7 protein-coding genes are annotated in these 12,915 nt (G+C 61.5%); 4 read left to right on the forward strand and 3 right to left on the reverse strand.

Translation table 11 applies throughout. The annotated features are described in order from the left end of the window. Window positions 1-5: 5 nt before the first annotated feature. From CXU21_RS05175 to CXU21_RS05190, 4 genes are all read left to right on the forward strand, one after another. Complete coding sequence (locus CXU21_RS05175) at window positions 6-2,558, forward strand: MFS transporter (RefSeq protein WP_102725290.1); 2,553 nt, start codon at window positions 6-8, stop codon at window positions 2,556-2,558. A 34-nt stretch (window positions 2,559-2,592) separates the two neighbouring features. After that, window positions 2,593-3,774: a hypothetical protein gene (locus tag CXU21_RS05180; protein ID WP_102725291.1), complete on the forward strand. Its 1,182-nt coding sequence runs from the start codon at window positions 2,593-2,595 to the stop codon at window positions 3,772-3,774. Between the two features lie 114 nt (window positions 3,775-3,888). Continuing rightward, a complete protein-coding gene (gene mfd, locus CXU21_RS05185; RefSeq protein ID WP_180972660.1) occupies window positions 3,889-7,065 on the forward strand; it encodes a transcription-repair coupling factor in 3,177 nt (1,058 codons plus the stop codon). A gap of 79 nt (window positions 7,066-7,144) precedes the next feature. Next, window positions 7,145-9,076 carry a glycoside hydrolase family 97 protein gene (locus tag CXU21_RS05190; RefSeq protein ID WP_180972661.1) on the forward strand — a complete coding sequence of 644 codons (1,932 nt, stop codon included), beginning with the start codon at window positions 7,145-7,147 and terminating at the stop codon, window positions 9,074-9,076. Between the two features lie 61 nt (window positions 9,077-9,137). On the opposite strand, the gene CXU21_RS05195 is transcribed toward CXU21_RS05190, so the two are convergent. The 3 genes from CXU21_RS05195 to gap all read right to left on the reverse strand — a co-directional run bounded on the left by CXU21_RS05195 (window position 9,138) and on the right by gap (window position 12,703). Next, window positions 9,138-10,004, reverse strand: coding sequence for a hypothetical protein (locus CXU21_RS05195; protein WP_102725294.1), 867 nt, complete (start codon window positions 10,002-10,004; stop codon window positions 9,138-9,140). 286 nt (window positions 10,005-10,290) lie between these two features. Further along, window positions 10,291-11,508, reverse strand: coding sequence for a phosphoglycerate kinase (locus CXU21_RS05200; RefSeq protein WP_102725295.1), 1,218 nt, complete (start codon window positions 11,506-11,508; stop codon window positions 10,291-10,293). Between the two features lie 169 nt (window positions 11,509-11,677). Next, complete coding sequence (gene gap / locus CXU21_RS05205; protein WP_102714684.1) at window positions 11,678-12,703, reverse strand: type I glyceraldehyde-3-phosphate dehydrogenase; 1,026 nt, start codon at window positions 12,701-12,703, stop codon at window positions 11,678-11,680. Window positions 12,704-12,915: the final 212 nt, after the last annotated feature.

The raw sequence follows: 12,915 nt of genomic DNA on the forward strand, positions 1-12,915 counted from the left end.
AGCCTATGCACCTTTCACGTTACCTTGCCCGCTTCTCCAGCGCATGGGGCTCCGCTCTCGCCGCCCTGGTGCTGATTGCGTCCCCCGCCGCCAATGCCTCTTTTTCCGTGGAGGTTCAGCCCGCCGGCACCATACCGGACCTGCCGGACCCGGTCGGCCGCGCCGGAATGGTGGCCGGAACCGTTACGGAACATGACGGCACCCAGTCCATCATTGCCGCGGGCGGGGCCAACTTTCCCCAGGCCGCGCCGGGAGCCGCCACTCCGGAGGAACGCGGCCCCAAGGTGTACCACCAGGATATTTTCAAGCTCCGCAACGGCCAATGGAGCAAGGCCGGAACACTTCCCGTTCCCCTGGGTTATGCCGCCTTCGGCAGCGTAGGCAAGGGGCTGGCGGTAGCCGGCGGCCATAACGCGGAAGGCATCCTGGCGGACGCCCTGCTGATCAAGGCTGACGGTTCCGTGGAGAAACTGCCCCCCCTCCCCGTTCCCATTACTGAAGCCGCCTGCGCCTTCCACGGGAACAAGCTGTTCGTCATCGGCGGACGGAACGCGGAACAGCCGGAAGCCGCCCTCAATACCGTTTACATGCTGGATACCACGCCGGATACGGCCAGGATGAAGTGGCAGCAGCTGCCGCCCTTCCATGGTCCGGGCCGCATTCTTTCCACCGCCGCCATTTGTGACGGCACGCTCTTCATCGTGGGCGGCTGCACCCTTTCCAAAGACCCCTCCGGAGAAACCGCCAGAACGTACCTTTCCGACCTGATTGATTATAACATGACGTCCAACAATCCCTCCGAGTGGGGCGCCATGAGCAAGCAGCCCCTCGCCGGACCGGGAACGCCCGTGGCCGCCGCCGCAGGCCCGGCCCCGGTACGTGAAAACGCCATCCTCCTGATTGGCGGGGACAAGCGCGGCAACACGCCGGACGCGTCCAGGCCCGTGGTCCAGTCCAGGGACATCCTGGCTTATGACGTCATCAAGAACACCTGGACGCATGAAGGGGAATGGCCCGTAGGCATCGCCACGGCGCCCGCAGTCGTCAAGGGTACCGGAATCATGACCATCAGCGGGGAAACCGCTCCGGGGGTGCGGACCGCCGTGAACGCCTCCGCCACCGCGGGCTACCATTTTGAAATGAGCATGGTTGATTACGCCGTCCTTATCCTGACCATCATCGTGATGGCCATCATCATCGTTTCCGCCATGCGCCACGGCGTTAAAAACGTCTCCGCCGTTACGGACCCCAATACCAGGCCCGGCCTGTGGGCCTGGGTGGCCGTGATCGTCCTGTGGTTCGTGGTGATGCTGAACTACTTTGACCGCCAGCTTCTTTCCGCCCTGCATGAACCCATCGTCCGGGACATTCCGCAGACGGAGGCCCAGTTCGGCATGGTTACCTCCGTCTTCCTGCTGATTTACGCCCTGCTCAGCCCCGTGGGGGGCTTTCTGGCGGACCGTTACAGCCGCCGCCTGATGATCCTGTGCTCCCTCGTCGTCTGGTCCGTGGTCACGTGGTGGACCGGCCATGCGGAGGATTACACGTCCCTGCTCATTGCGCGCGGCGCCATGGGCATCAGTGAGGCCTTTTACATTCCCGCCGCCCTGGCCCTGATTACGGATTACCACCGGGGCAGCACGCGCTCCATCGCCACGGGCCTGCACATGAGCGGCATTTACGTAGGCATGGCCGTAGCCGGCTTCGGCGCCACCATGGCTTCATGGACGGGCTGGCGCATGACCTTCGCCCTGTTCGGCCTGATCGGCGTGGCGTACGCCATCGTCCTCATCCTGTTCCTGAAAGACCCCGGCAAGGCTCCGGCGGATACGGCCCTGGCGCGGAAGCCCTCCAAACCGGAGGAAAAGACTGTGCTGATCAATGTGGACAATGACGAGCAGGTTATCAAGGAACCCGCCTCCAATCTTTCCACCGGAGCCGTCCTCTCCAGCCTGCTGAGCGGACGCCCCATGTGGATGCTCCTGGCCGTGGTGGCCTTTGCAGGCGCCGGGAACTGGTTCCTGCTCACCTGGTACCCCACCCTGCTGCAGGATAAATACCAGCTTTCCTCCGCGGAGGCCGGCCCCGCCGCCACCCTGTGGAGCTCCGTAGCCAAGTACGTGGCCGTGCTGGGCGGCGCCATCCTGGCGGACATGTGGTACAAGCGCAATAAGCGCGCCCGCGCCCTGGTGCCGGGCATCACCTTCACCATCTCCGGCCCACTGGTGGTGCTGGCGCTGCTGCCCGGCATCTTCGGCTGGGACATTGCGGTACCCCTCGTGCTCATGCTGGGGCTGGTCGCTACGCAGGGGCTGGCGCAAGGATCGCTGGACGCCACCCTCATGCCTGTGCTACGCTCCCATATTGACGAGCGTTATTCCGCAACCGGCTACGGCCTCCTCAACCTCACGTCCGCGGGCGTGGGCGCCCTTATCTCCTTCTTCGGGGGATGGTTCAAGGACCAGGGCGTTCCGCTGACCACCACGCTGGCGGCGTCAGGGTGCCTGATGCTGTTCTGCGGCCTGCTGCTCCTGACGCTTCCGCGTCCCCGACACTGACCGCTGCAACTCTCCCAACACCCCACCCCGCCTGATGAAGAATACCGCATGCCTCTGCCTGGTGGCGGGAGCCCTGTGCTCCCTCTCCCTCCTTCCCACGGCCCAGGGCCGCACCTGGACCAGCGTCCAGGGAAAAAGCCTGGAAGCCGAGTTCGTCAAGCTGGACGGCCAGAAGGCCGTGCTGAAACGTTCCGGCGGCCAGACCGTCTCCATCCCCCTGGCCCAGCTTTCCCAGGGAGACCGGGATTTCATTGCGGAACAGGGAAAGGGGAATTCCTCCGCCAATCCCGCGGACAATTACCACCTGCCATGGCCCCGGACCGTCAAATGCCCGGACAATTTCAAGGTGGAAACCATCAAGGAGGAAAAAGGGGAGTATATTTATGAAACGCCCCACTTCCGCTTTATTTGTGACGCCAGGCTGGGAGCGGGCATGATCAAGCGGCTGGGGCTTTTGTTTGAAGCTACCCACCTGGCGAACAAGTCCCTGCCCATCGGCAACATTCCCCCGCATGACGATTCCGCCAAATTCCCCGCCTACCTGTACGAGAAATTCAGCACCTATCTGGAAAACGGGGGACGTGAAGGCACGGCAGGCATTTTCCTGGGGACGACGCGCCCCGGAGACCGCGGCAAAATCCTGGTTCCGTTCGATTCCCTGGGCGTCAAGACCATGGGAAGCACGTACATCATTGACCGTGACAAGGATTCCTCCACCCTCATCCATGAACTGACGCACCAGCTCATGTCCCCGGAGGCCAAGCAGGCAAGCTGGTTCTGTGAAGGCTCCGCGGAATACATGGGAATGACCCCGTATTCCGGAGGCCGTTTCAACTTTGGCGCCAACCGGTCCCACATCGTTGCCCGCGTGACGGAATACGGCAAGAAGAACACCGGGGGCCGCGCCCTGGGGGATGACTTTGAGGCTCCCGGCCTGGAGTCCTACATGAATATGCCTTACGACCAGTTCACGGGGGCGAACGCCAACCTGAATTACGGGCTGGCCGCCCTGATGGCGTATTATTTTTACCACATGGACGGCAAGGGGGACGGCCAGCGCATCAAGGATTACATGAAGGCCATCCAGTCCGGCGCCAGGGAGAAGGAAGCTCAGAAACTCCTCCTTGACGGCCGCAGCTATGAGGAGCTGGCCAAGGAGATTGAACAGAAATGGCGCAAGGCGGGCATTAAAATCCGCTTCCGCGCTTCTTCCTGAACCGCGCTCCGTGTGCCCCGGAGGGAATGCTGCGGACAGTCTGTGCCCTGAAAAACCGTTGACATGGCAGGGAAAGGCGGCACACTCCCTGACAGCAGGGGTTATCAGACACGCATGGCAGAAGACGTTTCCATATCCGCCCTGATGGACAGGGTGGCCCGGACCGCACCCTTCCACCGGGAGCTGGCCAAACTGGGCACGGAGGAACAGGCGGTTTTCGACCACACTTCCCTGCCGGGCGTCCCGTTTGTGGCTGCCCTGTGCATCCGCGCCATTCCGGACGCCGCCCGCGCCTGGGTGGTCGCGCCCCACCTGCGGGCGCAGGAATCCATTGCCGCGCAGCTGGAAACATGGGGAGTAAGAAACATCCTGTTCGTCCCGGAAAAAGAAGTGGCGCTTGGGGAGGAAGTAGGCGATCCGGAACTCGCCGCAGAACGACTGAATGTCCTTCACCGCATTGCTTCCGGGCACCCGGGCAGGCAGACCATCGTGGTGGCGGAAGGCAGCCTGAATGACGAGGTACCCTCCGTCAACGGCATGCAGAACCAGGGGATGACCCTGAAAACGGGAGAAACCCACGCTCCGGACGAGTTGATCAAGCTGTTTGCGGAGGCAGGCTTTGAAGGGGTTCCGCAGGTCATTTCCCGCGGGCAGTGGTCGCGCCGCGGCGGCATTCTGGACATTTTTCCGCTCCAGTCCTCCCACCCCGTGCGCCTGGAGTTTTTTGATGACGAGATTGAATCCATCCGGGAATTTGACGTAGATTCCCAGATTTCCTTCCGGAAGGTGGAGCACGTCAACCTGGTGCTGGCGGAGGCGGCGGGCGTGGAGACCCTCCGGGACTGGATCAAACCGGGAGACATGGTGATCACCGCCCCCTTCTGCAAGGAACGTGGAAACGCATGCATCCTCACCGCCCCGCCGGAGAATGCGGAAGGAGAGGAGGACTTTTCCCTGGCCATCCATGAGAATCCCCTGGGAAGCTTTGACGCCGGGGACTTCGTGATGCAGGAGATGCGCCGGGAGCTGGCGGAACGCCAGATCCGCGAATGGCTGGACCGTAAATGGAACGTCAGCATGTTTTTTCCCAATGAAGGGGAGGAGGAGCGCTTCCGGGACATCTGCGCCGGAACGCCCGCCCTGCTTTCCATTACCGCCCTGCGCGGGGACCTGCCCGCGGGCTTCAGCATTCCGGGCGCAAAAACGGCTGTGCTTTCTTCCTCGGAACTGTTCGGGAGGTACCAGTCCGCCACCGCGCGCCGCCGCGCCAGCCGGGAAGACAAGGCGCGCAAGGCCCGTGCGCAGGCCTCCCTGAAGGACATCAACCCCGGGGACCTGGTGGTTCACACCAGCTACGGCATCGGCAAGTTCATCAATATTTCCACTTCCCCGGATTCCGGAGACGAGGAAATGAACATCCTTTACCGGGACAACACCATCCTGCACGTCCCCCTCAGCCAGGCACACCTGGTTTCACGGTACATCGGCCTGGGGAGCAAGACGCCGGAACTCAACAAGCTGGGGGACGCCAAATGGCAGCGCGCCAAGAAGTCCGCGGAACGCTCCGTGGCGGATTACGCCGCCCAGCTCCTGAACGTACAGGCGGAGCGCCAGACCGGAAAGGGCTACAGCCACCCGCCGGACAGCAAATGGATGTGGGAGTTTGAAAGCTCCTTCCCCTTCCGGGAGACGCAGGACCAGCTCCGCGCCATCGCCCAGACGAAGGCGGACATGGAAGGCCCCCGCCCCATGGACCGCCTGATCTGCGGGGACGTGGGCTTCGGCAAGACGGAGGTGGCCATCCGCGCCGCCTTCAAGTGCGTGACGGGCGGACGGCAGGTAGCCGTGCTGGTGCCCACCACCGTGCTGGCGGAACAGCATTTCCGGACATTCAAGTCACGCATGAGCGAATATCCCGTGCGGATTGAAATGCTCAGCCGCTTCAGCAGCGCGGCGAACGTCCGCTCCACGCTGGAAGGGCTGAGGACGGGTGCCGTGGACATCGTCATCGGCACGCACCGCCTCATCTCGGACGACGTTTCCATCAAGAACCTGGGCCTGGTGGTGATTGACGAGGAGCAGCGCTTCGGCGTCCGGCACAAGGAAAAGTTCAAGGAACGCTTCAAGGGCATCGACGTGCTCACGCTGTCCGCCACGCCCATTCCACGCACGCTGTATATTGCCCTAATGGGCGCGCGGGACATGAGCTCCATTGAGACGCCGCCCGTCAACCGGCAGCCCGTGCAGACGAGCGTATGCCCCTATGACGAACGCATCATGAAGAAGGCCATGGAGCGTGAACTGGAACGCGGAGGCCAGATTTTCCTGCTGCACAACCGGGTCAAGACCATCGAATTGTTCCGGGACCGCATCCAGGCCCTGGTTCCCAAGGCCCGCATCGTCATCGGCCACGGGCAGATGCCCAAGGACGAGCTGGAAAAGGTCATGCGCACCTTCGTGAACGGGGAGGCGGATATCCTGCTGGCGACCACCATCATTGAATCCGGCATCGACATCCCGAACGCCAACACCATCATCATTGACCGTGCGGACCGCTTCGGCCTGGCGGACCTGTACCAGCTCCGGGGCCGCGTGGGCCGCGCCGGGCACCGCGCCTACGCGTACCTCATGCTTCCCCGGTCCGCCGCCACCACGGGAGACGCCCGCAAGCGCGTCTCCGCCATTAAGCAGTACACGGAACTGGGTTCCGGCTTCAAGATAGCCATGCGGGACCTGGAAATCCGCGGCGCGGGCAACCTGCTGGGCACCCAGCAGAGCGGCCACATTGCCGCCATCGGCTTTGACCTGTACTGCCAGCTTCTCCAGCAGTCCATCTCCCACATGCAGGGCAAGCACACGGCACCGCGGCCGGACGCGGCGCTGAGAACAGATTTCATCGTGAACAGCGAGACGCAGTTCGCCGCCAAATCCCGCAAGGATTATCTGGGCGCCTTCCTGCCCCGTGACTACATCAGCGATGCCGCCCTGCGCATCGCCGCGTACAAGGACCTGGCGGCAGTCCGCACCCTGAAGGAGGCGGACGCCCTGCTCCGCGCGTGGGAAGACCGCTTCGGCCCCGCACCGGAAACGGTGCATTACCTGCTGGATTCCCATAAAATCAAGATACTGGCTTCCATGGCCAACATCTCCATGGTGGAGATCAGCGGGCAGCGCCTGATGCTCACCAGGAACGGGGATTTTATTCTGCTGTCCAACAAATTCCCGCGGCTGGCCGGCACCGCCCCCGCAGACAAGCTCCGGGAGGCGCTGGAAATGCTGAAGAACATTTGACACGGGGCCGCTTTTTCCTCCGGACGCTTTCCTTGTAATGAAACGGCGCGCCGGGACGTATTCCATGAAAGGAGACGTTATGAAGAACCTGATCACCCTCAGCAGCATCGCCATACTGGCCATATCCGGAACCGTCCGGGCCGGGGAACCCTCCGCCGCCCTGGCATCCCCGGACGGCCTGGTCACCTGGAACCTGACGGCCCGGGACGGAAAGGCCGGACATTCCCTGAATAAAAAAGACCGGGTTATTCTGGAACCTTCCGCGCTCGGCATCGCCGTGAACGGCTCCGGCGTTGCGGACGGCATCACGGGATGGAGCGTGGAAAAGGTGAGGGAAAATGTTCACGAGACCTTTGAAACGCGCGGCAAGTACCCCTCCGCCTCCGTCCATTTTAACGAATACGTGGCTTCCGGGGACAACTCCGCCCTGCGCCTCCGCGCCCGCGTCTTCAATAACGGCGTAGCCTTCCGCTATGAATGGACGGAGGACATGAAGAAAAAGCCTGCTCTCCGCATCGGGGAGGAAAAGACTTCCTTCACTTTCCCGGAGCAGGCCGTCCTGTGGACCCAGGACGCCCATTCCGCGCTGGGCCCCTGCGAGGGAGTGTGGTCCCCGGCCAGGATAGCAGATTTCAAGAAGGACCCCGGCAATCCCCGCAGCCATGTCCGCACCATGCCGGTTACGGCGGAACTGCCGGACGGAGGCTTCGCCCTGATCCAGGAAGCCGCCAACTTCAACAAGCAGTGGAGCGGCATTAAATTTTCCCTTCAGGACGGCGCCTGCCAGGCGGTGCATTTCCAGGACCCGCACGGCTTTTCCGTCCCCTCCTCCGTGGAAATGCCCTGGCGGGTCGTTCTAGTGAATGACGATCTCAACGGCCTGGTCCGGAACGACATCATTCCCTCCCTGGCTCCGGAGCCGGACAAAAACCTTTTCCCTGACGGAGCCAAAACGCCCTGGATCAAGCCGGGCCGCTCCACCTGGACCTGGTGGGACCGGGGGAAGGTTCTGGAAGAAGACCAGTACGCCTTTGTGGATATGGCCTCCGGCTTCGGCTGGGAATACCACCTGGTGGATGAAGGATGGAAGAAATGGGGCAAGACCCTGCCGGAAAGCATGGAAAAGATCGCCCGGCTGGTCCGCTACGCCGCAGGTAAAAAGGTAGGAATCTGGGTATGGGTGCGCTGGTCAGACGTCAACAATCCCGCCAACAACTGGGAAAGCATGCGCAGTTTTTTCAGCGCCCTTGCCCAAACGGGCATCAAGGGAATCAAGATAGACTTCATGGATTCCGCCTCACAGGAACGCCTGGCTTTTTATGACGCCGTGGCGGAAAACCTGGCAAAGAACAAGCTCATGGTCAACTTCCACGGAGCCAATACCCCCACCGGGGAGGAACGCGCCTGGCCGCATGAAATGAGCCGGGAAGGCATCTACGGCGGAGAACAGAATATCTGGGCGGCCATAGACGGCCGGCATTACTGCGCGCTGCCCTTCACGCGCCTCATCTCCGGGCATGCCGATTTCACGGGCGGCTACTTCGGCCACGGAGAGAAACTGCGCGGCTCCTCCTGGCCCCTCCAGATGGCGGCCAACATCATTTACACATCCCCCATCCTCCACTGGGTTTCCAGCCCCGCGGACATGGAAGCCGCCTTTCCGAAGGGCTCCCCGGAACGCGAAGCCGTCCGGAATATTCCCTCCGCATGGGATGAAACCATCGTTCTGCCGCCGTCCGCCATCGGGGAATGCGCCGCCTTCGCCCGGCGCTCCGGGAACCAGTGGTACATTGCCCTGATGAACGGGGACGGGCGGGAACGCACGGTCTCCATTCCCCTGGACTTCCTGGACCGGAAGACGGCGTACCGGGCCACCATCCTCCGCGACCTGCCTGAACGGAACGACGGCTGGAAGGTGGAAACCGGGGAATTTTCTTCCGGAGACACCCTTCCCTTCACCATGCGCGTGAAGGGCGGCGGCATTGCCCGCCTGGTTCCCGCGGGCAAGTAGTATTCCTGCCTCCCGGAACGCTAATTCACGCCAGCCGGAAACCACGGAAAAGCGGAAAAAGTCAGCTCCTGCCGCGTTCCCCGGCCGCTTCCTCCGTGGTGCTCCACGCCGGGAGCCACTGGACGTCCCGGAGGCGGTAGCCGCGCTTCACCAGTTCCTGATGCAGGCCGGGGAGGTGGGCCGCCCCGTAAAAAATGCCTATTTTGCGCACGTTCCTGCCGCCCCACTGGTCAAACACTTCCATGCATTTGGCATTCCGCCCTTCCAGAATCACGGTATTTTCCAGGTCCTCCGGTGCATTGGCAAAAATGCGCATCAGTTCATTTTTCAGCCCCTTTTTATTTCCGGAAAGCAAATCCAGCATCAGGCCGAATTCATTCGGCTGGTACGCGCGGGGCTTCTCCACCAGGGAAGACAAAAAGGATTTAAGCATCAGCCCGGCAAAGCTTTCCCCCTTCCTGGCCTGCGCCTGCCGGAACTCCTCCAGCGTCATGTCCGCATGGACAAAACGGGGCGCGGAATAGTCAATGCCCTGGTACTGGGTCTGCAAGCCCACCGCGTCACTCAATTTCTGATAAGCGCTGCCCAGCAGCCCCAGCAGGAAGGATTTTTCCTCCTCAGCGCTTTTTCTCCTCCATTCCACAATCCGGTTCCATTCACGCGCCTCTTCCAGCGTCAGGCCGCCCAGCGGCTTGCTGCGGTCCAGCTTGCGGCGCAGTTCCTGCTCCCGCTGCAACCCCTCTCCGCCAATCATTTCAAACAGCACCACATCATACCCGCTGAACAGCTTGTTCAGGCGCGCATAATAGGCCGCCTCCGCCACATGAATGGCTCCGATGAGCGCCACTTCCCTGCCTTCCCCGTCCACATAGGAGGCCACGGGCGTGGACAGGCTCTGCCGGTCGCGGGAGGATGATTCCAGCAGCATGTACTTTGCGGGGTACGCTCCCCGATCCTCTTTTTCCGCACCGGGGGAGTGCGCCGCAAGCACGGGAGAGCACCACAGAAAAACAGCCGGAAGGCAACGCAGCATCTTCATACATCATCAGCCTAGCCGGAGCCGCACGCAGAGCAAGCCCAAAAAGGGACTGCCGTGCCTTTACCCGCGGCAGCCGGCAGGCAAAAAAATTCCCCGCACCCGGAGACGGGAACGGGGAATGAAGGGATTGACCCAAGCTGCCGGGCGGAAAAACGCTCCGCAGCCTGTTAACGGGCTACTTCTGGCAGCAGCAGCCGCACTTGTCCGTCAGGGCGCCCACACCGGGGAGCACCTTGCCTTCCAGCAGTTCCAGGGAGGCGCCGCCGCCCGTGGAGCAGAAGGAAAGCTTGTCCTGGACCTTGAATTTCTTGGCCGCCGTCACGGAGTCGCCGCCGCCCACGATGGAGATGGCGGAGGAATCCGCCAGGGCTTCCGCGATTTCCTTGGTGCCCTTGGCGAAGCAGTCCATTTCAAACACGCCCATCGGGCCGTTCCACAGAACGGTCTTGGCGCCCTTGATGATGGCGGAGAATTCTTCAATGGCCTTGTCGCCAATGTCGATGGCCATGCCGCCTTCCGGCACCTTGCCGCCTTCCGCGAAGGGAGCCGTGCAGAAAGTTTCCGCGCCGTCTTCAAACTTCATGGCTACGCGCACGTCAGCCGGAAGCAGGAACTTCACGCCCTTGGCCTTGGCTTCCGCCAGGATTTCACGGGCCAGGTCCAGCTTGTCGCCTTCAATCTTGGAAGCGCCCAGGTCATAGCCTTCAGCCGCCAGGAACGTATTGGCCATGGCTCCGCCAATGAGGAACGTATCAGCCTTTTCCATCAGCTTGGAAAGCACTTCAATCTTGTCGGACACCTTGGCGCCGCCCATGATCACCACGAAGGGTTTTTCCGGGTTTTCCAGCTTGCCTTCCAGGTATTCCAGCTCGCGTTCGATCAGGAAGCCCATGGCGCTCTTTTCCGCAAAATGCGTCACGCCTTCCGTGGAAGCGTGGGCGCGGTGCGCGGTGCCGAACGCGTCGTTCACGAACAGCGTGGCGTTGCCCAGGAGGGCCTTGGCGAATTCCGGATCGTTTTTCTTTTCACCGGGGTAGAAGCGGACGTTTTCCAGCAGGACCACGTCACCGTCCTTCATGGCGGCGCGGGCGGCTTCCGCTTCCGGGCCGATGGCGGCGGGAACGAATTTCACTTCCTTGCCGAGCAGTTCGGAAAGACGGGCCGCAACGGGCTTCAGGGAGAAAGCGGCATCAGGTTCATTTTTGGGACGGCCCAGATGGGAGGTCAGGACGACGCGGGCGCCCTGGTCCAGCAGGAACTTGATGGTGGGAAGAGCCGCAACGATGCGGGCGTCATTGGTGATTTCCCCATCCTTGAGGGGAACGTTGAAGTCAACGCGCATCAGGACTTCCTTGCCCTTGGCATCAAGGTCACGTACAGTAAGTTTAGCCATATCGGTCTATATTGTTTGGTTCAATGGAATAAAAAAGGGAGGGCATTTCTGCCCTCCCGGATAAATCCCCGGCCGCCTGGACAAACCCGGTTCATGAACCGGAGGGTTGATGCAGGCAACCGGCAAGACTTGTCGTGCAACTGAAGAGCAAGCGTTGTTCCGGAGGAACTTACTTGCCGCAGGAGCAGCCGCAGCCCAGGCTGTCGCCCAGCTTCTTCATGGCTTCAGCGGCGCGGTTGGAGTAACCCCATTCGTTGTCGTACCAGCCGCAGACCTTCACCAGGTTGCCGCCGACCACATACGTGAAGCCGGAGTCAAAGATGCAGGAGTGGGGGTCGGAAACGATGTCCTGGAGAACCAGGGCTTCCTCGGAGTAGTCCAGAATGCCTTTCAGCGGGCCTTCAGCGGCTTCCTTCATGGCGGCGTTCACTTCTTCCACAGTCACGTTCTTCTTGAGAACGGCCACGAAGTCGGTCAGGGAACCGGTCGGGGTAGGAACGCGGAAGGAGGCGCCGTTCAGGGAACCCTTCAGGTTCGGCATCACTTCACCGATGGCCTTGGCGGCGCCGGTGGTGGTGGGGATGATGTTGATCGCGGCGGCGCGGGCGCGGCGGGGGTCAGAGTGCGGAAGGTCCAGGATGCGCTGGTCATTCGTGTAGGAGTGAATGGTGCTCATCATGCCCTTTTCAATGCCGAACTTGTCGTCCAGCACCTTCACCATCGGAGCAAGGCAGTTGGTGGTGCAGGAAGCGTTGGAAACGATGTCATGCTTGGCGGGATCGTATTCGCTGTCATTGATGCCCAGAACGAAGGTCAGGTCGGGATCCGGGGAGGGAGCGGAAATGAGCACCTTCTTGGCGCCGGCGGCCAGGTGCTTCTTGGCGGCGTCACGCTTGGTGAACAGGCCGGTGGATTCCAGAACGACGTCCACGCCCAGGTCCTTCCAGGGAAGGTTGGCGGGGTCACGTTCCACGGTGATGAGGATCTTGTGACCGTCAACAACCAGATATTCGCCGTCGATGGAGATTTCGCCGTCAAACTTGCCCTGCGTGGAGTCATACTTGAGCAGGTGGGCGATCATTTCAATGGGGGTCAAGTCATTGATGGCAACAACCTTGTTGCGTTCTTCCTTGGACATGGCGCGCAGTACGTTGCGACCAATACGTCCAAAACCGTTAATAGCATATTTGGCCATAAGATTGAGGGCTTCAGATTTGATTAATTATTAGTCCTGGGCTTATTTAAGCACCATGGACGCCGTAAGTTTAAAAACGATTCAACCAGCCGTCAACACTATTGTTCCCCCATCATGGCAGTATGTGCCCGCACCCATGCAGGCAGGGGAGCCGCCCCAGGCGGACAATGCTCCTCCATGGAATTCAAATGCTTGCGGAAGCAGCCCTCCGC

Source organism: Akkermansia muciniphila, assembly GCF_002884975.1.
GTDB lineage: Bacteria > Verrucomicrobiota > Verrucomicrobiia > Verrucomicrobiales > Akkermansiaceae > Akkermansia > Akkermansia muciniphila_C.